Annotated in this window: 20 protein-coding genes; 18 read left to right on the forward strand and 2 right to left on the reverse strand. The window is 54.4% G+C overall.

Going from position 1 to position 21118, the window contains the following annotated elements:
• Window positions 1–25 precede the first annotated feature (25 nt).
• On the forward strand, window positions 26–1126 hold the full coding sequence (locus NYE24_RS00995; RefSeq protein ID WP_342477828.1) for a GerAB/ArcD/ProY family transporter: 1101 nt from the start codon (window positions 26–28) through the stop codon (window positions 1124–1126).
• Here the strand turns inward: NYE24_RS00995 and NYE24_RS01000 are convergent.
• The gene (locus NYE24_RS01000) at window positions 1099–1356 is read right to left on the reverse strand and encodes a hypothetical protein (protein ID WP_076154726.1); all 258 of its coding nucleotides are present in this window, start codon (window positions 1354–1356) and stop codon (window positions 1099–1101) included. The two genes, NYE24_RS00995 and NYE24_RS01000, sit on opposite strands and share 28 nt — an antisense overlap.
• Before the next feature lie 166 nt (window positions 1357–1522).
• Here NYE24_RS01000 and NYE24_RS01005 point away from each other — a divergent pair, with 166 nt between their 5' ends.
• The 16 genes from NYE24_RS01005 (at window position 1523) to spoVM (ending at window position 18718) form a co-directional block, all read left to right on the forward strand.
• Window positions 1523–3397 carry a bifunctional homocysteine S-methyltransferase/methylenetetrahydrofolate reductase gene (locus NYE24_RS01005; RefSeq protein WP_076154728.1) on the forward strand — a complete coding sequence of 625 codons (1875 nt, stop codon included), beginning with the start codon at window positions 1523–1525 and terminating at the stop codon, window positions 3395–3397.
• Between the two features lie 38 nt (window positions 3398–3435).
• The gene (locus NYE24_RS01010; RefSeq protein ID WP_342477829.1) at window positions 3436–4326 is read left to right on the forward strand and encodes a YicC/YloC family endoribonuclease; all 891 of its coding nucleotides are present in this window, start codon (window positions 3436–3438) and stop codon (window positions 4324–4326) included.
• Window positions 4327–4378: 52 nt separating this feature from the next.
• Window positions 4379–4639: a DUF370 domain-containing protein gene (locus tag NYE24_RS01015; protein ID WP_006209218.1), complete on the forward strand. Its 261-nt coding sequence runs from the start codon at window positions 4379–4381 to the stop codon at window positions 4637–4639.
• Window positions 4640–4657: 18 nt separating this feature from the next.
• Window positions 4658–5227 carry a guanylate kinase gene (gmk, locus tag NYE24_RS01020; protein ID WP_076154732.1) on the forward strand — a complete coding sequence of 190 codons (570 nt, stop codon included), beginning with the start codon at window positions 4658–4660 and terminating at the stop codon, window positions 5225–5227.
• A 55-nt stretch (window positions 5228–5282) separates the two neighbouring features.
• Window positions 5283–5483 (forward strand): DNA-directed RNA polymerase subunit omega, encoded by a 201-nt coding sequence (rpoZ, locus tag NYE24_RS01025; protein WP_076154734.1) that lies wholly within the window; start codon window positions 5283–5285, stop codon window positions 5481–5483.
• Window positions 5484–5722: 239 nt separating this feature from the next.
• Window positions 5723–6955, forward strand: coding sequence for a bifunctional phosphopantothenoylcysteine decarboxylase/phosphopantothenate--cysteine ligase CoaBC (coaBC, locus tag NYE24_RS01030; protein WP_342477830.1), 1233 nt, complete (start codon window positions 5723–5725; stop codon window positions 6953–6955).
• Entirely contained in the window at window positions 6955–9486 is a 2532-nt protein-coding gene (priA, locus tag NYE24_RS01035) for a primosomal protein N' (protein WP_036694510.1), read from the forward strand. The genes coaBC and priA overlap by 1 nt, the downstream gene beginning before the upstream one ends.
• 92 nt (window positions 9487–9578) lie before the next feature.
• Window positions 9579–10064 (forward strand): peptide deformylase, encoded by a 486-nt coding sequence (gene def, locus NYE24_RS01040; RefSeq protein ID WP_076154736.1) that lies wholly within the window; start codon window positions 9579–9581, stop codon window positions 10062–10064.
• A gap of 5 nt (window positions 10065–10069) precedes the next feature.
• Window positions 10070–11011: a methionyl-tRNA formyltransferase gene (fmt, locus tag NYE24_RS01045; protein ID WP_342477831.1), complete on the forward strand. Its 942-nt coding sequence runs from the start codon at window positions 10070–10072 to the stop codon at window positions 11009–11011.
• Between the two features lie 122 nt (window positions 11012–11133).
• Complete coding sequence (gene rsmB, locus NYE24_RS01050) at window positions 11134–12486, forward strand: 16S rRNA (cytosine(967)-C(5))-methyltransferase RsmB (protein WP_342479180.1); 1353 nt, start codon at window positions 11134–11136, stop codon at window positions 12484–12486.
• A gap of 152 nt (window positions 12487–12638) precedes the next feature.
• The gene (gene rlmN, locus NYE24_RS01055) at window positions 12639–13679 is read left to right on the forward strand and encodes a 23S rRNA (adenine(2503)-C(2))-methyltransferase RlmN (protein WP_036694503.1); all 1041 of its coding nucleotides are present in this window, start codon (window positions 12639–12641) and stop codon (window positions 13677–13679) included.
• A gap of 6 nt (window positions 13680–13685) precedes the next feature.
• Window positions 13686–14462: a Stp1/IreP family PP2C-type Ser/Thr phosphatase gene (locus tag NYE24_RS01060; protein WP_342477832.1), complete on the forward strand. Its 777-nt coding sequence runs from the start codon at window positions 13686–13688 to the stop codon at window positions 14460–14462.
• Window positions 14459–16717 carry a Stk1 family PASTA domain-containing Ser/Thr kinase gene (pknB, locus tag NYE24_RS01065; RefSeq protein WP_342477833.1) on the forward strand — a complete coding sequence of 753 codons (2259 nt, stop codon included), beginning with the start codon at window positions 14459–14461 and terminating at the stop codon, window positions 16715–16717. Before NYE24_RS01060 ends, pknB begins: the two co-directional genes overlap by 4 nt.
• A 125-nt stretch (window positions 16718–16842) precedes the next feature.
• Window positions 16843–17748: a ribosome small subunit-dependent GTPase A gene (gene rsgA, locus NYE24_RS01070; protein WP_342477834.1), complete on the forward strand. Its 906-nt coding sequence runs from the start codon at window positions 16843–16845 to the stop codon at window positions 17746–17748.
• 4 nt (window positions 17749–17752) lie between these two features.
• Entirely contained in the window at window positions 17753–18424 is a 672-nt protein-coding gene (rpe, locus tag NYE24_RS01075; protein WP_342477835.1) for a ribulose-phosphate 3-epimerase, read from the forward strand.
• A gap of 213 nt (window positions 18425–18637) precedes the next feature.
• Entirely contained in the window at window positions 18638–18718 is an 81-nt protein-coding gene (gene spoVM / locus NYE24_RS01080) for a stage V sporulation protein SpoVM (RefSeq protein WP_020431362.1), read from the forward strand.
• 173 nt (window positions 18719–18891) lie between these two features.
• Here spoVM and rpmB read toward each other — a convergent pair whose 3' ends face one another.
• Window positions 18892–19080: a 50S ribosomal protein L28 gene (gene rpmB, locus NYE24_RS01085; protein ID WP_076074411.1), complete on the reverse strand. Its 189-nt coding sequence runs from the start codon at window positions 19078–19080 to the stop codon at window positions 18892–18894.
• A gap of 191 nt (window positions 19081–19271) precedes the next feature.
• Between rpmB and NYE24_RS01090 the strand changes: the two genes are divergently transcribed.
• Window positions 19272–21056, forward strand: a complete 1785-nt coding sequence (locus tag NYE24_RS01090; RefSeq protein WP_036694490.1) for a DAK2 domain-containing protein — start codon at window positions 19272–19274, stop codon at window positions 21054–21056.
• Window positions 21057–21118 lie beyond the last annotated feature (62 nt).

A 21118-nucleotide genomic window follows, 5' to 3' on the forward strand; every position in this document is an offset into this window, starting at 1 on the left:
AACCGGGTGAGGAGGTCCATAGAATATGGGTAAGGTCAAAATCGGACTCGTCGAATTCTTCAGCCTGACGGTGCTCTTCGAGCTGGGTACGGCGCTGGTGGTTAATTTGGGGATGGGGGCAGGCCGGGATGCCTGGCTCTCGATCCTGCTCGGCTGCGCGGTGGGGTTGATCATGTTCACGGGATACGCCTATCTGTACCGCAAGCACCCGAACCAGCCTTTTACAGGCTATACACGGCAAATTCTCGGAAAATATATCGGAGCACCGGTAGGCCTGCTCTACATTGTTCTCTACATAAACCTGGCCGCCCGGGATCTGCGCGATGGCAGCACCATGCTCGCAATGTCGACCATGCACCATACTCCGCTGTTCATCTTAAGCACCCTGATGCTGCTCTCGGGAGCATATGTGCTGCATAAGGGGGTAGAGGTGCTGAGCAGAACGTCGATGGTTTTTGCGTTTGTCGTTCTGGGAATCGGCCTGTTCGGGACAGTGATGCTGATACTCTCCGGTACGATCAATCTGCACAGACTGTTGCCTGTACTGGAGAATGGCTTCCAGCCCGTGCTTAGCTCGGTGATTCATCAGAATTATATGTTTCCGTTCGGGGAAATGGTGTGCTTCACTATGCTGATGCCCTATCTGTCCAGTGTCAAAAAAGGGCCCTGGATCATCGCCGCCGCCATGGTGTTCTCCGCGCTGCTGCTCAGCTTCACGATGGCGCTGAATGTTTCGGTCCTGGGTGCTGATATTGTAGAGCGTTCGCCGCTCCCGCTGATGCCGACGATCAGCAAGATTTCCGTTTCGGATATCATCCAGCGCGTGGATATTTTCGTGGTCATGGTGCTGATCATCGGGGTGTTTTTCAAAATGGCCGTCTTTTTTGCTGCCGCGCTGATCGGAATCTCGGACCTGTTCAAGCTTCCGTACCGGAGAATGCTCTATCCCTGCGGACTGATCATCCTCTTCACCTCCATGCTGGATGCACACAGCTTTATTGAACATCTTGATGAGGGCGGGACCCTGCTGTACAGGGTATATCCTTATTTAATGATAGTCATTCCAGTGCTACTGGTCATTGTAACGGCGGTCCGAGATCATTTCTCCGCTCCCCGGCCGGGCTGACGGCCGCTCAACCAATAGATGGCATCCGGTACAATTAGAAGCAGCACTAGCACAGCCGCAGTCAGCTTCTCCGAGGTAGTATAGAGCAGATAATTGAGAATATATTGGATATTCTCCGCACCGTAGCCGAACATCAAGTCCAGCAGGTACAGGTACAACAGTGAGAGCGCAGACAGCAGGAGAATTACGGTATATTTGCGCAGCAGCAGTTTTCTTATTTTTTTCTTCATTTATGCAGTCTCCTTCCGGCAAGTTTATCCGTAGTATGAATCATTTGCCGGACTAGCATACAAGAATAACGGCCGGCCGCCTCTTTTGCCTGCTAAAGCTTATCAACCATCCCGATTTATGTTACATTAGTATGAAACTAATGTCAGTCAAGGGGAGGTTCTTGCGGTGAAGCCGGATTTGCGCTCTGCATGGGAGAAGAATGTATTAGTCGGAGACGGAGCGATGGGAACTTTTTTGTATCAAAAGGGTTTCCCTGTCGGCATCTCCTACGAAGAATTGAATCTGACCTCACCGGAGGTCATTGAGGATGTACACCGCAGCTATATTAATGCAGGTGCTGTACTGCTGGAGAGTAATACCTACTCCGCGAACTACGACAAGCTGTCGAAGTTCGGATTAGAAGCCAAGGTGGCGGATATCAACCGTGCGGGGGTCCGCATTGCCCGCCGGGCTGCCGGCGAGAACGGTTATGTAGTCGGAGCCATCGGCTCGATCCGGGCCGGCAAACGGGCGAATCTGTCCTCCTCCGAGCTGAAGAAATTCTTCTCGCAGCAGATTGCTGCGCTCCTGGAGGAAGCGCCGGACGGAATCATGCTGGAGACCTTCTATGATGTCGAGGAGCTTCATCTGGCGCTGAAGGCTGTGCGTAAACTCAGCTCGCTGCCGGTAATCTGCCAGCTGGCGGTGGACGATTCGGCGCGGACGCTGGACGGGTTAACCCTGCCGGAAGCTTTCCATATTCTGCAGCAGGACGGAGCGGACGTGATCGGCTTCAACTGCAACACCGGACCGAACGGGATCAAGCGAGCGCTGGGTACGCTACAGGGTAAGCTGGCGCTGCCGGTGTCGATCTATCCGAATGCGGGCGTAGCCGATTATGTAGACGGTCAGTACCGCTATGGCGCCTCGCCGGAGTATTTCGGCCAGATGGCTCCGGTGTTCGCCGATATGGGCAGCCGGATTATCGGGGGCTGCTGCGGCACCACGCCTAAGCATATCGCTGAAATCTCCGCTGCACTTAAGGGCTATGTGGTGGAACCGCTGCCTGAGCCCGCTGCCTTCAGTGCGCCTGAGAGAATTGCGGTGCAGGAGCATCTGGCCGATGACGAGGGGCAGGGAGGCGGCGAACCGACTCTTGTCGATCTGGTCAAGGAACGCCACACCGTTATCGTAGAGCTTGATCCTCCGCGCGATCTGGACATCGCGAAGTTCATGAAGGGGGCAGAAGCGCTGCGCCGGGCTGGAGCCGATGCGCTGACGCTAGCCGATAATTCGCTTGCTGTCACCCGGATGAGCAATATGGCGCTGGGGCATCTGGTGCAGGCCCGCACAGGCCTGCGGCCGCTGGTGCATATTGCCTGCCGCGACCGCAACTTGATTGGTACCCAGTCGCATCTGATGGGCTTCGATGCGCTGGGGATTGACCATGTGCTGGCCGTGACCGGAGATCCTGCCCGGTTCGGGGATCTGCCCGGCTCAAGCTCAATCTATGACCTGACTTCCTTTGAAATTATACGTATGATTAAGCAGCTCAATGACGGCGTGGCCTTCTCCGGCAAGCCGCTCAAGCAGAAAGCGAAATTCGTCATCGGCGCAGCGTTCAATCCCAATGTCAAGCATCTGGACAAAGCGGTTGAGCGCCTGGAGAAGAAGATTGTCTCGGGTGCGGATTATATTATGACCCAGCCTGTGTATGATCCTGAATTGATTGTCCGGATTGCCAAGGCTACCGAGCATCTGGATATTCCGATATTCATCGGCATTATGCCGCTGGCCAGCGGACGCAATGCAGAGTATCTGCATAATGAGGTTCCCGGCATTCAGCTCTCTGCCGAGGTCCGCAGCCGGATGGCCGGACTCGAAGGCGAAGCAGGCCGGGCCGAAGGGGTGCTGATCGCCAAGGAGCTGCTGGATGCGGCGATTGCACATTTTAACGGAATCTATCTGATTACGCCGTTTATGTTCTATGATATGAGCGTGCAGCTGCTGGAGTATATTTGGGAGAAGCAAGGACGTAAGTTATCCCCCTTGTTTCGCTAGTAATAATCAATTACAATAGTGTAATGGATGTGATTCCGTTGTCATATAGTATGACCGGATACGGTCAGTCAGCCCTGCAATCCGGCGGACACAAGATAACGTTCGAGGTCAAATCGGTGAATAACCGGTACTGCGAAGTTGTGCTGCGGTTGCCCAGGGAATGGACGGGGTATGAAGATAGGCTGCGCAGAATGGTTCAGGCTCATATCAGACGGGGACGGGTAGATGTTATTATTAGTAGAGAACTCACCGACGGGGCGGCTGACAAGCCTGTGCTGGACCGCCGCAGGGTGAGCGCCTATCTTGATGCAGCGGAGGTACTGGTCCGGGAGTATGGCTTCAAGGGAGAATTGTCCCTGCGGGATATCCTTGCTATGCCCGGTGTGATGGAACCGAAGGAAGAGACGGCTGCTGATGACGCCTCCGGAGAACTTACAGATCTTCTGGAGCAGGGTCTCCAGCTTAGTCTGGAGGCCCTGCTGGAGATGCGCGGACGGGAAGGCTCCTATTTGGCGGCTGATCTAACGCGCAGACTTGACCGCCTGGAAGAGCTGCATGCCGGAATCAGCAGATATGCGCCTCTGGTTGTGGAGGAGCAGCGCGAGAAGCTGCGGCAACGGCTTAACCTGCTGAATGACGGGAGCTTCCCCTGGGATGAGCATAAATTCGGCATGGAGATGGCTATTTTCGCCGACCGCTGCAATATAGATGAGGAGCTGACCAGGCTTCACAGCCATTTCGGCCAGTGCCGGGCCTTGCTGCTGGGCAGCGAGCCTGCCGGACGCAAGCTTGATTTTCTGATCCAGGAGATGAACAGGGAGACCAACACAATAGGGTCGAAATGCACTCATCTGGCGGTTGTGAATCTGACGCTTGATATGAAGGCGGAGCTTGAGAAGATTCGGGAGCAGGCAGCGAACCTGGAATGACAGGAACCAGTGAGCAAGCTATGATGTTACTTATGGGGGGAACAACCGGAACATGGCAATCAAATTAATCAACATCGGCTTTGGGAATATCGTGTCAGCGAACCGCATTATTTCCATTGTCAGCCCGGAATCGGCACCGATTAAGAGAATTATCCAGGAGGCCAGAGACAGGCATATGCTGATCGATGCCACCTACGGAAGGCGGACGCGGGCTGTCATTATTACCGACAGTGACCATGTGATTCTCTCGGCTGTACAGCCTGAGACGGTAGCTCACCGCCTATCCAGCAAAGACGACGATAACGATGAATAACAACAAATGGAGTGTACTATGTCAAAAGGATTGCTGATTATACTATCCGGCCCTTCCGGTGTCGGCAAAGGTACGGTATGCACAGCGCTGCGGCCGAAGATGCCTGAACTCGTCTATTCTGTTTCTGCCACCACACGCTTACCGCGTGCGGGTGAAGAGAACGGAGTCAATTATTTTTTCAAATCCAGGGAGCAGTTCGCCGATATGATTGAAGGCGACAAGCTGCTGGAATATGCGGAGTACGTAGGCAATTATTACGGTACTCCGCGTGACTTTGTAGAGAGAACCCTGGAGAGCGGAAGAGATATTATTCTGGAGATCGAAGTTCAGGGAGCGCTCAAGGTCAAGGAGAAATTCCCCGAAGGCATCTTTGTGTTCCTTCTTCCCCCGTCTATGGACGAGCTGAAGGACCGCATCCGCGGCCGGGGCACAGAGCATCCTGATGTGATCAGCCACCGCATGTCTGTGGCCGAGGATGAGATCGGTTTGATCAGGCATTATGATTACGCCGTGGTGAATGACGAGATTGATCTGGCTTGCAAGCGAATAGAAAGCATTATTATCGCCGAACATTGTAAGGTTAGATGATAGGTTCTGCAGATAGGTCCATTGCTCCACAGTAAAAGATGAAGAGGTGCCTTACATGCTATATCCATCCATTGACGAACTGGTGACTAAGGTCGACAGCAAGTATTCCCTGGTAGTCGCTTCAGCCCGCCGGGCCAGAGCACTCCGTGAAGGCGGCAAGACCGATATCGTTGCGCCAAAATCGCATAAATATGTCGGTGTTGCCCTTGAAGAAATCTATGAAGACCGCATTGTAGTCACACGCGGTGAAGAATAGGACCAGTTCCGTAGCCTAAGCCTGAAGAGGCTTGGGTGCATGATCTATCCGCACTTGTCCCGCTTGAAATGGTGCCGCCACAGTAAGGGCGGCAGAACCATTTCTGCCGGGCAGGCTGCTCATAAACAAAATAGCCCGTACCGGGCTGTTCCTGACAACCGGAAGGTTGTTATTTTTTTCTCTATCTATATGGAAATATTGAAGCTTAATATAGATTCTGTAGCGGGGGGAGAACACAAATGAAGAGCCTACTAGGGAAGTCGATTATACTCGGAATCACCGGCGGTATTGCTGCGTATAAGGCGGCGGCGCTGACCAGCAAGCTTACCCAGAAGGGGGCCGAGGTACATGTTATTATGACGTCATCGGCCAAGCAGTTCATTACGGAGCTGACGCTCCAGTCGTTGTCGAAGCAGCGGGTGTACAGTGATACGTTCCAGGAGCGCGACCCGTCTTCGATTTCGCATATTGATCTGGCAGATGCTGCCGACCTGGTCCTGATTGCTCCGGCTACGGCCAATATTATCGCCAAAATGGCCCACGGGCTGGCAGACGATATGCTGTCCACCACGCTTCTTGCTACAACAGCGCCTATTATGGTAGCTCCGGCGATGAATGTCCATATGTATCAGCATCCGGCGGTCCTCAGCAATATGGATACCCTCTATAACAGAGGTATTCAGTTTATTGAGCCTGGAGAAGGGCTGCTGGCCTGCGGGTATGTGGGCAAGGGACGGCTGGAGGAGCCGGAGGAGATCGTGAAGGTGGTTGAGAACTTTTTTGTACTGCAGAAGGAGAAGACCTCCGGACCGCTTGCCGGCAAAAAAGTGGTGATTACCGCAGGAGGTACGGTGGAACGCATAGATCCCGTCCGTTATATCTCCAATGATTCCTCGGGTAAAATGGGCTTCGCCCTAGCGCGCGCCGCGCGCGCCATGGGTGCTGCGGTGACGCTGATTGCCGCGCGTACCGATGAGGCGCCGCCCCGTGATGCCGGTATCGATCTGGTCCGTGTCCAGTCAGCACAGGAGATGCACGATGCGGTCATGGACCGCTGGAGGGATTGCGATATTCTTGTAAAAGCAGCGGCGGTTGCGGATTACCGTCCACGCGAGAGCAGTGACTCGAAGATTAAGAAGAGCGGTAGCACCATGACGCTGGAGCTGGTGAAGACAACTGATATTCTGGAGAGCCTGGGCAGAATCAAGGATAAGCAGTTCCTGATCGGCTTTGCCGCTGAGACTGGAAATGCCGAAGCCTATGCCAAGGATAAGCTGGTCCGCAAGAACCTTGATCTGATCGTAGCCAATGATGTGGCCGTAGAAGGCGCGGGCTTTGGCACGGATACCAACATCGTCAAGGTGTATGATGCCGAAGGTCTGGTGCTTGATCTTCCGCTGGCCTCCAAGGATGAGGTGGCGCGCCGGATTCTGCGGCTGGCTGCAGATCGTGTTGCCGGAGCTTTACTATAATGGATATTGCCAAGGTCATTGTCGATGTTCCTGTACGCAGCACCGACCGGCCGTTTGACTATATTATCCCGGATGCTCTGAAGCTGTGGATTGAAGTGGGCAGCCGGGTGGCTGTTCCGTTCGGCCCCCGAACGGTCCAAGGTTTCGTAGTGTCCCTGGAATCAGGGGAGACCGGCAGTGTCTCCCGGATGAAGCCGATTGTAGAAGTACTGGATCTGTTGCCGCCCCTGTCGCCGGAGCTGGTGGAGCTGGCTGATTGGATGAGTCAAAGATACGCCTGCAGACGGATCTCCGCACTGCAGGCGATGCTTCCGACTGCCTTGAAGGGCAAAGCCGAGCGTCTGATCTCGCTTGGGAGTATAGAGGAGGCGTCCAGCGCCCCCGCAGATGAGCTGTTTCCGCTCTTCCTGGAGGCGGATAACGAAGAACAGCAGATCATTGATTTCGTTAAGCGACACAGTGAGGTATCCATGAAGCTGCTGACCCGCACCTTCCCTGAGGCTGCAGAGACGATTAAGTTCATGGTGCGGCGCGGCGTACTGGCAGAGAGCCAGTCGATTAAGGATAAAATGGGCAAAAAGAAGCTCAAGGCCGTTGATTTGGCTATTGGCCTGTCAGCAGCCCGGGAGTCGCTCTCCAGCTTCCCGGCGCGTTCGGCGCGCCAGAAGGAGGTGCTCTCCTACCTCATTGATATGGAAGCCCTGCTGCCGATGCCGCTCAAGGATATTCTGGCGATCCTTCAGGTTACTGCGGGCACGGTCAAAGCACTTGCAGACAAGGGTTATATTGAAATCAGTGAAATTGAAGTCTACCGTGACCCCTACCAGGGACGGGACTTTAAGCCAAGTACCCCGCTTCCGCTGACAGCGGAGCAGGAGATTGTATACAAGCGGATTGTGGGCACTGTAGAGCAGCAGACGCATGAAGTCTTCCTGCTGCACGGGGTGACCGGCAGCGGGAAGACGGAAATCTATCTCCAGACGATCCAGCGCTGTATCGAGCAGGGACGGCAGGCAGTGGTGCTGGTGCCTGAGATTGCACTGACTCCGCAGATGGTGGAACGGTTCAAGGGCCGGTTCGGCAGCGGGGTGGCGGTGATGCACAGCCGGCTGTCTGTAGGCGAACGTTATGACGAGTGGCGCAAGATCCGCGAAGGCAAGGCAATGGTTGCGGTCGGAGCACGCTCAGCCGTGTTCGCTCCGTTTGCCAATCTGGGCCTCATTATTATGGATGAAGAGCATGAAGGCTCCTATAAGCAGGAGGAGAATCCGAAATATCATGCCCGTGATGTGGCTGTCCGCAGGGCAGAGCAGGGCGGTGCCGTGGTGATTCTGGGCTCTGCAACACCTTCACTGGAGAGCTATCATGCCGCCAGATCGCAGAGTGATATCCACTTCTCGCCGATTCTGCTGGAAATGCCGAGCCGTGCACTCGGCAACGAGCTGCCGCAGGTGGCAGTGGTTGATATGCGTGAAGAGCTGAAGGAAGGCAACCGCTCCATGTTCAGCCGCAGCCTGCATGCCGCTCTGGTAAGCAGATTGGAGCGCGGTGAACAGACGGTGCTGCTGCTCAACCGCAGAGGCTTCTCGACCTTCGTCATGTGCCGGAGCTGCGGCTATGTTGCCGGCTGTCCGGAATGCGATATCTCGCTCACCTATCACAGCCGTAGCGACAATCTGCGCTGTCACTACTGCGGGCATGCTGAGCCCGCGCCCAAGCTGTGCCCGGAGTGCGGCAGTGAGCATATCCGCTTCTTCGGGACAGGGACACAACGGGTAGAGGAAGAGCTGGGCAAGCTGTTCCCCGGCATCCGGGTTATTCGTATGGATGTGGACACGACCACGGAGAAGGGCTCGCATGAGAAGCTGCTGAACCAGTTCAGAGACAAGAAGGCCGATGTGCTGCTGGGCACACAGATGGTCGCCAAAGGACTCGACTTCCCCGATGTAACGCTGGTTGGGGTCATTACTGCGGATTCTGCGCTCAATCTTCCTGATTTCCGGGCGGCTGAGAAGACCTTTCAGCTCTTGACGCAGGTTGCCGGCCGTGCGGGGCGGCATCAGCTCCCCGGCGAGGTGGTGGTGCAGTCGTATACACCGGAGCATTACTCGATTATCCATGCCAGCGGGCATGATTACCGTTCATTCGTCCGGGACGAGCTGAAGCACCGCAAAGAGCTGCATTACCCGCCCTATTGCCGTCTGATTCTGGTTACTCTGTCGCATGAGCAGCTTCCGCTGCTGCTGAAGCTTGCGGAGAACTATGCGCTCAGCATTCAGGGCAAAGCCAGACAGCTGCGCTGGTACGGCAGTCTGGACAAGCTCTCTTCGGATGCGCTGGATCTGCTGGGACCGGTGGCCTCGCCGCTGCCCCGGCTGAAGGGCCGCTACCGGTTCCAGTGCATCATCAAATGGCGCGGTGCGATTGACGCCATTGCGCTGGCCCGCCAGGTGGCGGAGGAGCTGGAGGATTCCGTCCGCGATAAGGGGCTGCAGATCAGCATTGATGTTGATCCGCAGATGTTGATGTAATTCTCCGGCGTGTTACAATAGTAAGGCGGTTTTGCCCTAAGGAATCGATAAGTATTAATGATATGTATAGAACAAGGATGGTGTTAGTGTAAATGGCAATCAGGCTGATTGTGAAAGAACCGGATGAAGTATTGCACAAGAAAGCGAAGACGGTAACCACCGTCACCCCCAATGTACAAAAATTGCTCGATGATATGGCAGATACGATGTATGACGCAGAAGGTGTTGGTCTCGCAGCCCCGCAGGTAGGCATTCTGAAACGGCTGATTGTAATAGATGCCGATGAGGAGCATGGATTGATCAAGCTGATCAATCCCGAGATTATCAGCATGGACGGGGAGCAGTTCGGACCTGAAGGCTGCCTGAGTATTCCCGGCTTGAACGGGGATGTCCGCCGTGCGGAGACAGTGACCGTACGCGGCCTGAACCGCGAGGGCGAGGAAGTGACCATTACCGGAAGCGGCCTGCTGGCCCGGGCTTTTCAGCATGAGATTGACCACCTGAATGGCGTGCTGTTCACGGATATCGCTGAGAAGGTCTATGAATACACAGCAGAACGCAGTGAAACTGAGGAGTGAATGAAATGAGAATAGTGTTCATGGGAACACCGGCCTTTGCGGTCCCCTCCCTGCGGATGCTGCTGGAAGAGGGCTATGAGGTAGTGGCTGTGGTCACTCAGCCGGACCGGCCGCAAGGCCGCAAGAAGACGCTGGCGCCAACCCCGGTGAAGGTGGCTGCGCTAGAGCTGGGACTGCCTGTTCTTCAGCCTGAACGGCTGCGCCGCCCCGAATCAGTGGCAGAGCTGGCTGCCTATGAGCCGGATCTGATTGTTACCGCCGCATATGGGCAGATTCTTCCTAAGAGCGTTCTTGAGCTGCCGGCGAACGGATGTGTAAATGTTCATGGCTCACTTCTGCCCAAGTACCGGGGCGGTGCTCCGATACAGCGCTGTATCATGAACGGCGAGAAGGTGACCGGTGTGACGCTGATGTATATGGCGGAAGGATTGGACACCGGAGATATGATCTCACGGGTTGAGGTAGCGATAGAGGATGATGATACTTCAGGCACATTGTTTGAGAAGCTAAGTGTTGCCGGACGGGATCTCCTCAAGGCAGAGATGCCGCGACTAGCAGCCGGCCGTGTAGAAGCTGCCGTGCAGGATGACAGTGAAGCAACCTATGCGCCGAATCTAAGCCGGGAAGATGAACGGATCGACTGGAGCCGGGGCTCGCTGGATCTCTACAATCAGATTCGCGGTCTGGTACCGTTCTCGGGTGCGTTCACCCTGTGGAATGGCGAGACCTTCAAGACATGGGCTGCGGTGAAGCCGCAGGCGGAGGAACAGCCGGGGGGCAGCGCGGCTCCTGGCACCGTGCTGTCCGTGAGCGAATGCGGCGTTGAGGTGAAGACTGGCGACGGGACGCTCCTTCTTACAACCGTCCAGCCTGCCGGCAAAAAAGCCATGAGCGCAGCCGACTTCAGCCGTGGTGCAACCCTTGCACCCGGCACGGTGCTCGGTTGAGCGCGGGCGGCAAGGGAGGCGGCGGACAACGTCCGCGTACTTCTGGCAATCAGTCTTCGGCTTCGGGCACAGAGCCTACCGCAGGCGGAGCGGGCCGGAATAGGCAGGGCGGCAAGCCCACTGTGCAGGCTTCTGCGCGTGAGGTTGCTCTTGATATTCTGATGCGCGTAGAGCAGCAGGGCGCTTACAGCAATCTGCTGCTGGGAAGCAGCCTCCAGAAGGCGGGCCTCAGCCGGGAGGATACGGGACTTGTTACAGAGCTGGTGTACGGAACCCTCTCACGGATGATTACCCTCGATTATGTCCTCAGCAGCTTCGTCAGCAAAGGGATGGCCAAGCTGGAACCTTGGGTACGGAGTCTGCTGCGGCTAAGCCTGTACCAGATCATGTATCTGGACCGGGTCCCTTCGCATGCAGCCGTTAACGAGGCTGTGAATATCTCCAAGAGACGCGGCCATCAGGGCATCTCGGGAATGGTCAACGGCGTGCTGCGCAGTGTACTGCGGGCCGGAGACCTGCCGGTATTGCCTGAGGGGCTGAGCCGGGAAGAGCGGATATCCATCCTGCATTCCCACCCCTTGTGGATGGTGAAGCGCTGGTCGGCGGAATACGGTCCGGATACAGCAGAAGCCATGTGTACGGCGAATAATGAGCCGCCCGCAGTCAGTGTCCGTGTCAATACAACGATGATTAGCCGGGAGGACATGTTGGCTGAGCTGCTGGAAGCCGGTCTGGATGCCGCCGAATCGAAGGTGAGCCCTGCAGGGCTGGTCATCAGAGGCGGCGGCAATCTGGCGCTGACCTCCTGGTACCGGGACGGCTATCTGTCCGTTCAGGATGAGAGCTCCATGCTGGTAGCCGAGGTTGTCGCTCCCGAAGCCGGGATGAAAGTGCTGGATTGCTGCGCTGCCCCCGGCGGCAAAAGTGCACATATGGGCGAGCTGATGAAGGACGAGGGCTCCATACTGGCCAATGACCTGTATGAGCATAAGGCTAAGCTGATTGCCGAGCAGGCAGCACGCCTAGGCCTGGAATGTATCACTACTGCAAGTGGGGATGCCCTGGAGCTGGGCACAGCCCTTCAGTCGGAATCCTATGACCGGATTCTGCTGGACGCTCCTTGCTCGGGGCTTGGGGTCATACGCCGCAAGCCTGATTTGAAATGGCGCAAGCAGCCGGAGGATATTGTAAGTGTGGCTGCGCTACAGCTTGAGCTGCTGCAGTCGGTCTCCGGGCTGCTGAAGCCGGGAGGCGTGCTGGTCTACAGCACGTGTACTACCGAGCAGTCGGAGAACAGTCAGGTTGTTGCCGCTTTTCTGGAGCGCAATCCCGGCTTCGCACCGGTCAGCTTCAAGTCAGCCGTCTGGGAGCGGCTGGAAGGAACCGCGCTTGCTGCCGGTGACGGAATACAACTGCTTCCGCATCATTATGGCAGCGACGGCTTCTATATCGCCCGGCTGGAGCGACTCTTGTAATATAGCGATTGTGCTTCTTGACTACAGCTTCCCGCCCGCAGATTCCTTCGCGCGGCGGGCTTTTCTTTTACCGGTTCTGAGTTTTGTGTTAAAATAGGAAGAATGAGAAACAATACGCATATAATTTATGAAAGCACAGGTGTAAAAATACAATGAAACCTTTAATATATGATTTTTCTTTAGAAGAGTTGCAGCAATGGGCCAAGGACAACGGAGAGCCGGCTTTTCGCGGCGGGCAGATCTTTGACTGGCTGTATGTGAAGCGGGTCAATGACTTCGAATCCATGAGCAACCTCTCTAAGGCCCTCAGAGCCAAGCTGGTAGATCAGTTCAGTATTTCGGCACTCACAGAGATTACGAAGCTGGAGTCCAAGGACGGTACAGTGAAATTCCTGTTCGGTCTGCATGATGATCATGCGATTGAGACAGTTATTATGAAGCATAATTACGGCAACAGCGTGTGTGTGACCACCCAGGTAGGCTGCCGGATTGGATGTACCTTCTGTGCATCTACCCTTGGGGGTCTCAAGCGGGATCTGACGGCAGGGGAGATCGTTGCCCAGGTCGTCCGTTCCCAGCAGATTCTCGATGCGCGCGGCGAACGTGTCAGCAGCATTGTCATTATGGGGACAGGCGAGCCCTTCGAGAACTATGATGCAACTATGAGATTCCTCCGTCTGATGATCCATGAGAAGGGCCTGAATATTGGCCAGCGCCATATTACTGTATCCACCAGCGGAATTGTGCCGAACATCTACAAATTCGCTGATGAAGATACACAGATTAATCTGGCGATTTCGATTCACGCTCCTAACGATACCCTCCGTTCCAAGCTGATGCCGGTGAACCGCCGCTATCCGTTCGATGATGTAATCGAGTCCTTGCGGTACTATCAGGCTAAGACAGGCCGCCGGATCAGCTTCGAGTATGCCTTGATCGGCGGCGTCAATGATCAGAAGGAGCATGCAGAGGAGTTGGCCGGGGTGCTCAAGACCATGCTATGCCATGTGAATCTGATCCCGGTCAATCATGTGCCTGAGCGCAAGTATGTTCGGACTTCCCGCAATGATATCTTTGAATTTCAGCGTATACTGGCCGATCAGGGCGTGAATGTTACCATCCGCCGTGAGCAGGGCCATGATATTGCGGCCGCATGCGGACAGCTGCGCGCCAAACATATGGAGTTGGGGTGAGGATATTTGATCAGAACAGTTCAAGCCAGCGACATTGGACGGGTACGTACCGTCAATGAGGATTCAGTCTGGATCGGCGCCACGCGCCACGGTTATACCCTCGGCATTATTGCCGACGGAATGGGGGGACATCTAGCTGGCGATACCGCGAGCAGGCTTGCACTTGAGACGGTCAGGGGAATTCTGGACCAGCTTGAGCCTGATCTCCCTGAGGCAGAGCTGAAGGAAGCGCTGACTGCCTCCATCATGGAAGCCAATAACACAGTTCACAGAGAAGCGCAGAGCGATGAGAAGCTCCATAATATGGGGACCACTATCGTTGCTGCACTGCTGAAAGGGTCGGCAGGCTATATCGGCCATATCGGAGACAGCAGGGCTTATCTGATCCGGGACGGTGAAGCCAGGCAGCTAACCGAGGACCATACGCTGGTGAATGAGCTGTTCAGGAACGGCCAGATCAGTCTGGAGGAGCTGGATAATCATCCGCGCCGCAATGTGCTTACCAGGGCGCTGGGGACGGATACAGTGGTGTCCGCAGATCTGGCATATGTTACGCTTGCAATTGGTGAGCTCCTGCTGCTGTGCAGCGATGGACTTAGCAATTATGTCAGCCTGGAGCATCTGGGCAAGGTAGCCGGAATTAATGAAATATCTCTGGAAGAAAGAGCAGAGCGATTACTTCAACTGGCATTGCTTGCGGGCGGCAGCGATAATATAAGCGTTGCTATGCTGGAACACCAAGGAGAGGCCGCAGTGCCCGAGACAAAGGAGTGGGAAAGATGATCGGTCACGAATTGGGCGGCCGTTACCAAGTCATCGAACGGATCGGCGGAGGAGGCATGGCGCTTGTCTATAGAGCCCATGATATTCTGCTTAACCGGAATGTTGCTATCAAAGTACTGCGCAATCAATTTGTGCATGATGAGGAATTCATCCGCCGGTTCCGGCGGGAGGCGCAATCGGCTGCATCGTTATCTCATCCCAACGTAGTCAGCATATACGATGTAGGCCAGGAAGATGAAGTCCATTATATCGTTATGGAGTATATTGAAGGCAAGAACCTGAATGAAATTATCAAAGAGCGGGCACCGATGCAGGTGGATGAATCTGTGCGGATTGCCTCACAGATATGTGATGCGCTGGATCATGCGCATATGAATCAGATCATTCACCGCGATATTAAACCTCATAATATTCTGATTGGACGTAACGGGCGGGTTAAGGTTACCGACTTCGGGATTGCCCGGGCGGTTACGTCTACTACGATTACCCAGACGGGGTCTGTGGTCGGTTCCGTGCATTATTTCTCGCCGGAGCATGCCAAGGGCGTAACTACGGGCGAGAAGTCGGACCTGTACTCCCTGGGTATTGTACTGTATCAGATGCTTACGGGTGTATTGCCTTTCTTAGGGGAGAGCCCGATCAGCGTGGCGCTGAAGCATCTGCAGGAGGAATTCGAGGAGCCGCGTCTGCTGAATCCGTTGATTCCGCAGAGCGTGGAGAATGTAATTCTGAAGTCGATGCGCAAGAACCCGGAGGAGCGCTACCAGTCTGCCAAGCAAATGCTGCAGGATCTGGAGACCTGTCTGCTGCCTGAACGGCGCAGCGAAGCCAAGATGCTGTTCCAGGAGGATGATGATGAGGACAGAACACGCATCATTCCGGCAATCAAGCCGCTACAGCGCGGTCTAAGCAGCCGTGGCGGCGGAGAGGAGCGAGTCCGCAGTATGGAGGAAGCTCCGCCGCCTGCTGCTGTGAAGCGTAAGGGCCGCGCAGCGCTGTGGATCAGCCTTACGCTGGTCGTGCTGATCGCCATGACCGGAATTGTGTGGTATGTCAATTCCAAGCTGTCGGTCGATGAAGTCTCGGTACCTGCGGTGACAGGGAAGACCTTCCAGGAGGCCAAGGCTGAGCTTGAGGCTGTGGGGCTGTTTGCCGAGGAGCCCGCGCTGGTTGAGTATAATCCTAATTTCGAAGAGAATATTGTCTGGAAGCAGAACAAGAGCAATACGATGGTCAAAGAAGGAACTCATATTCTACTGACGGTAAGTGCCGCCAAGGTTCTTCCTAAGCTTAAGGATGTCTCTAGCCTGAGTTATGACGATGCGGTCAAGGAGTTAATTGCGCTTGGCATAGCCCAGAGCAGAATCACTCCTGATGAACGCTTCAGTGAGGAATTTGCCAAAGGTAAGGTCATTAGCTCTGAGCCTGCCGCAGACACTGAATATGATCCAGATACGGTAACTATCAAGCTAATCGTGAGCAAAGGCAAAGAGAGCACCCAGATGCCGGATCTCCTCGGGAAGACGGAGAAGGAAGCCAAGGCTGCGCTGGAGAGTGTAGGTCTGGTGCTGGATGCTGTCAAGGAAGAGCCGAGCTTCACTTACGAGAAGGGTAAGGTTACGAAGCAGTGGGCCTACGAGGCAGGGGATCAGGTCCCTCCAGGCGAGAAGATTACGATCTACATCAGCATAGGGTATCCTCCGGAAGCTCTGGAATTTACGTTCAATGTTCCGGTAGCACCGGCTGCAGACGGCAAGAAGAGCAAGATCCGTATTGTGTTTGCCGATGCACGCAACGGAGGCGAGAACCAGGAGTGGGGTACCCGCACCATTGGCAAAAGCCAGACCTTGTCCGTAAACATGCTGCTTGCCCCTAACAAAGACGGCATGGTATCCGTATACCGGGACGGGGAGTTCCTGGAGACTTATCCGATCACTTATGTGGATGTCAAGAATAACACTGTGCAGCAGCCTGAACCGCCTCCGGTGGAGACGCAGACGCCTGCACCGACTGTTGCTCCTACCGTGCCTGCCCAGCCTACTGAGACTCCAACTCCTGACCCGACAGCAGAGCCTGAGATACTTCCTCCAGACACCGGGGAAGTTGACGGGACGGGCGGGACCAATCAGACGGGTTATGTTCCTGGTAACGGACAGACTAACAACGAGCTGGCTTCCGCCCTCAGCAATGGCAACAGTAATGGTAAGGGTAACAGCCCTAACAACAGGCCCGGCAAAGATAAAGGACATAAATAATAGAACAGAGATAAGCTTCAGTCAGGCTGCCGGGAATACGGGCAGGGCTGAAGCAGCGAAATGACCCGGGGTACTACACACTTGGGTCATTTGCGCAATATACAGGAGAGGAAGGCCCACCATGTATGCCTGAAGGAATCATAATTAAAGCGTTAAGCGGATATTACTATGTTAAGCCGCTCAGAAATCAACAGATCGTAACTGAGGAAGAGGCGGTACAGTGCAGGGGGCGCGGCATTCTGAAGAAGAAAGGAATTGCCCCGCTGGTCGGTGACCGGGTGATCTATGTGCTGACCGAGAACGGAGAGGGCATGGTAGATGAGCTGCTTCCCCGTGAATCGGAGCTGATCCGCCCGCAGGTGGCTAACGTGAAGCTGGCGGTGCTGTTGTTCTCCGTTCGGGAGCCGGATATGAATCTTAATCTGCTGGACAAGTTCCTGGTTCATATCGAGCATTCAGGCCTGGAGACGCTGATTGTGCTCACGAAGCAGGATCTGGCTGATGATGAAGGACAGGCTACGGAGGCCGTCAAAGCTCTATATGAGCAGATTGGTTACGAGGTCATGGTCACAAGCTCACTGAACGGATCAGGTGCGGATGAGCTGCGGCAGCGTCTGGGAGGTATCATCAGCGTCTTCTCAGGACAGTCGGGCGTAGGGAAGTCCACCCTGCTTAACCGGCTTGTGCCGGGACTGGCACTGGAGACAGGGGAGATCAGTCTCCGTCTCGGACGCGGGCGTCACACTACACGCCATGTAGAGCTGATGGATATAGGTAATAGCGGATTTGTGGCCGACACTCCGGGCTTCAGCCAGCTGGATTTTCTGGAGCTGGGTGTGGATGAGCTGTCTGTGTGCTTCCGGGAGTTCGCCTCTTATGCGGAGAACTGCAAATTCCGCGGCTGCAGCCATCTGCACGAACCGGGCTGTAAGGTGATAGAAGCCTGGAAGTCCGGGGATATTGCAGATAGCCGTTACGAGCATTACAAGCTGTTCTTTAATGAAATGAAAGATAAAAAGCGGAGGTACTAAACTCATGGTAAAAATTGCTCCTTCCATATTGTCAGCAGATTTCGCAGCGCTTGGCGCAGAGGTGGCCGAAGCGGAAGCCAGCGGTGCGGACTGGATTCATGTAGATGTGATGGACGGACATTTTGTGCCGAATATTACGCTGGGTCCCGCGATTGTGTCCGCGGTGAGAGCCCATACTTCTTTACCTCTGGATGTACATTTAATGATTGAGAACCCGGAACGCTATATCGCTGATTTTGCCGCTGCAGGCGCTTCTGTGATTACGGTTCACTTCGAAGCCTGCGTGCATCTGCACCGTGTAATCCATCAAATCAAGGAGCTCGGCCTGATGGCAGGGGTGGCCATTAATCCGGCTACACCGGCTGCGGCGGTGCGTGAGGTCCTGGAGGATGTGGATATGGTGCTTGTAATGACCGTCAATCCGGGCTTCGGCGGGCAGGCCTTCATTCCGCGCACACTGCATAAGATTACGCAGCTCCGGAAGTGGGCGGAAGAGATCCATCACAAGGGTCTGTATATCGAGGTAGACGGCGGAGTAGCCGAAGCTACGGCACCGCTTGTAGCTGAAGCGGGGGCGGATGTGCTTGTGGCAGGTAATGCAGTGTTCGGCCGCAGCGACCGCACAGGAGCGATCAAGGCCATACGTGAGGCGGCGGACAGGGCAGTCCGGCAATAGGCAATGATGCCCATTAACTAATGAACGAATTAACCCTCAATCTGCTTGATTCACATACGGAAGGTATAGGCCAAGTTGTGGTCGCATAAATATGGTTACATGAGCAGAAATCTCATGTAGCCTTTTTTGCGGAGGTCTGCAATCGATGGTACATTTTTCATCTAGACAGGATCGTCTCCTACTGCATGGCATGAATTGATGGGAGGGTTAATTATGAAATTTTATACGTTCAAGCTGCCAAGATTTTTGGGAGGTTTTGTTAAAGCGATTTTGAACACGTTTCAGAAGAGTTAAGTTAAAGAAGACAAGTAAATATGAAAAAAAGCACCTTACGAATGTAAAGGGTGCTTTTTGCTACAAATATAATATCTCTTCTATTCTCGCTGAAACGGATACCGTCTATGAAAGAACGGCATGTCCGTTTCTACTTGGTATGAGATATCGCTAGGCCCGGGAATGATCGGAAACTAGACGCGTTCAACTTTACCGGATTTCAAAGCACGGGTGCTGACGTACACGCGTTTCGGTTTGCCGTTCACCAAGATACGAACCTTCTGAACGTTAACTCCCCAAGAGCGACGGTTGCGGTTGTTAGCGTGAGACACGTGGTTACCGCTGCCCGGTTTCTTGCCTGTTACTGTACATGTGCGGGACATAGATTACACCTCCTTGTTACTTACACCTGCGTAAAACAATACTTGAATATCATATCACAGCAAAAATTGCTTCGTCAACCGATTCAAAAACATTTATTTCTGTAGACTCTTATAGTACAATATAAATTAGTGCATTATGTCCAGTTGATCATCGAATTGATTAGGCATGAAGTTAGGAAGGGGAATTCTCATTGAGTAAGCGTTCTATAAACGGGACAGATTTTACCGCAATGGTACTAGCCGGTGCGGAAATGCTGCAGCAGCATGCCGAGCATGTCAATTCATTGAATGTGTTTCCGGTGCCGGATGGCGATACGGGCACGAACATGAATCTGACCATGACCGCAGGCGCGAACGAATTGAAGAGAAACAACACGGCCTCTGTCGGTCAATGTGCGGGAGTGCTGTCGAAGGGACTATTGATGGGCGCGCGGGGGAACTCCGGCGTTATTTTGTCACAGCTGTTCAGAGGTCTTGGACGTTATGCGGCCCAATATGATGAGCTTAACACACAGCAGTTCGCTGCAGCGCTGCAGACCGGGGTAGATACCGCCTATAAGGCAGTGGTGAAGCCGGTTGAAGGCACCATTCTGACGGTTGCCAAGGAAGCTGCAAGGCATGCAGTGTATTATGCACGCCGCACAACGGATATTACCGAGCTGATGACCGAAGTCCTGGCCAAAGCCAAGGAAGCCTTGGCGCATACGCCTGAGCTGTTGCCTGTGCTGAAGCAGGTGGGCGTGGTGGATTCGGGGGGCCAGGGCCTGGTCTACATCTATGAAGGCTTCCACCAGCATCTGACCAGCGGAGCAGTCTCAGCATCTGTACAGACTCCTGTGCAAGGACAAGCTGCGGCCCCTGTATCCGTGCCGGCACCGGTGTTGACCAAACCTGAGCATTTGTTGTCCTCCGTACAGTCTTCCGCGCAATCACAGCTCCATACGGAAGACATTGAATTTTTATATGATATGGAATTTTTCATTAACCGCCAGCTTGGCGCATCCGTGAAAGCGGATTTTGATGAGGAAGCTTTTCGGAAAGCGTTATCAGTTAACGGGGATTCGATCATCGTTATTTCGGATGATGAGACGATCAAGGTTCATGTGCATTCCAAGACTCCCGGAGAGGTGCTTAACCTGGCGCTCGTCCACGGGGAGATTACCCAGATTCACATCCTTAACATGCGTGAGCAGCACCGCGATCTGTTGACTGCCGGTATGGACATCGCACCGATGCCGGATGTCTTCGCTGATATCCCGGAAGAGAAGGCCAGCGTGCAGGCGCCGGCGGTTCCTCCTGCGGATGATCTGGCGCCGTACGGCTTCATAGCGGTCTCCTCAGGAGATGGAATCTCGGATATTTTCCGCAGCCTGGGTGTCGATGCGATCCTGGCCGGCGGCCAGACGATGAATCCGAGTACAGAGGATTTCGTGAATGCGATCTCTTCGATTTCTGCGAAGCATATCTACATTCTGCCGAATAACTCCAATATCGTCCTGGCTGCGCAGCAGGCCAAGGAGCTGCTGGAGGGCGAACGTGAGATTACGGTGATTCCGAGCAAGAGTATTCCCCAGGGAATCTCGGCAGCCTTTGCCTTCCAGGAAGAGGATGCGGTAGATACTAACACCAGCAATATGCTGGAGGCGATTGCCCAGGTCAAATCCGGACAGATCACCAATGCTGTACGTGATACTGTGATGGAGAATCTGGAGATCAAATCCGGTCAGTATATCGGCATCGAGAGCTCTAAGATTGTTGCTGCTGCCGATGATTTGCTCACGGTCAGCAAGGAGCTGCTGTCCAGCATGCTGGTCAATGGTGACGAGATCGTTACTGTACTCACTGGTGCAGACACTGAGGCAGACATTACGGATGCCCTCGGCAGCTGGCTGGAAGAGACGTATCCGCAGGTTGAGGTTGAGATTCATGAAGGCGGCCAGCCGCTGTATTATTATCTTTTCTCAGTCGAGTCATAGAATCGCTTAAGTTCTCAAGGCAAGCAGAGTGGAGCAGCCAAATTATAGTATGGGGAGGAACA

The sequence above is a fragment of the Paenibacillus sp. FSL H7-0350 genome (genome assembly GCF_038593195.1).
Classification (GTDB): domain Bacteria; phylum Bacillota; class Bacilli; order Paenibacillales; family Paenibacillaceae; genus Paenibacillus_AQ.

Bases quoted from the DNA above. Each gene is read 5' to 3' on its own strand.
- NYE24_RS00995 (WP_342477828.1), top strand. From the start codon at position 26: ATGGGTAAGGTCAAAATCGGACTCGTCGAATTCTTCAGCCTGACGGTG.
- NYE24_RS01000 (WP_076154726.1), bottom strand. From the start codon at position 1,356: ATGAAGAAAAAAATAAGAAAACTGCTGCTGCGCAAATATACCGTAATT.
- NYE24_RS01015 (WP_006209218.1), top strand. From the start codon at position 4,379: ATGGCAATCAAATTAATCAACATCGGCTTTGGGAATATCGTGTCAGCG.
- gmk (WP_076154732.1), top strand. From the start codon at position 4,658: ATGTCAAAAGGATTGCTGATTATACTATCCGGCCCTTCCGGTGTCGGC.
- rpoZ (WP_076154734.1), top strand. From the start codon at position 5,283: ATGCTATATCCATCCATTGACGAACTGGTGACTAAGGTCGACAGCAAG.
- coaBC (WP_342477830.1), top strand. From the start codon at position 5,723: ATGAAGAGCCTACTAGGGAAGTCGATTATACTCGGAATCACCGGCGGT.
- priA (WP_036694510.1), top strand. From the start codon at position 6,955: ATGGATATTGCCAAGGTCATTGTCGATGTTCCTGTACGCAGCACCGAC.
- def (WP_076154736.1), top strand. From the start codon at position 9,579: ATGGCAATCAGGCTGATTGTGAAAGAACCGGATGAAGTATTGCACAAG.
- fmt (WP_342477831.1), top strand. From the start codon at position 10,070: ATGAGAATAGTGTTCATGGGAACACCGGCCTTTGCGGTCCCCTCCCTG.
- rlmN (WP_036694503.1), top strand. From the start codon at position 12,639: ATGAAACCTTTAATATATGATTTTTCTTTAGAAGAGTTGCAGCAATGG.
- pknB (WP_342477833.1), top strand. From the start codon at position 14,459: ATGATCGGTCACGAATTGGGCGGCCGTTACCAAGTCATCGAACGGATC.
- rsgA (WP_342477834.1), top strand. From the start codon at position 16,843: ATGCCTGAAGGAATCATAATTAAAGCGTTAAGCGGATATTACTATGTT.
- rpe (WP_342477835.1), top strand. From the start codon at position 17,753: ATGGTAAAAATTGCTCCTTCCATATTGTCAGCAGATTTCGCAGCGCTT.
- spoVM (WP_020431362.1), top strand. From the start codon at position 18,638: ATGAAATTTTATACGTTCAAGCTGCCAAGATTTTTGGGAGGTTTTGTT.
- rpmB (WP_076074411.1), bottom strand. From the start codon at position 19,080: ATGTCCCGCACATGTACAGTAACAGGCAAGAAACCGGGCAGCGGTAAC.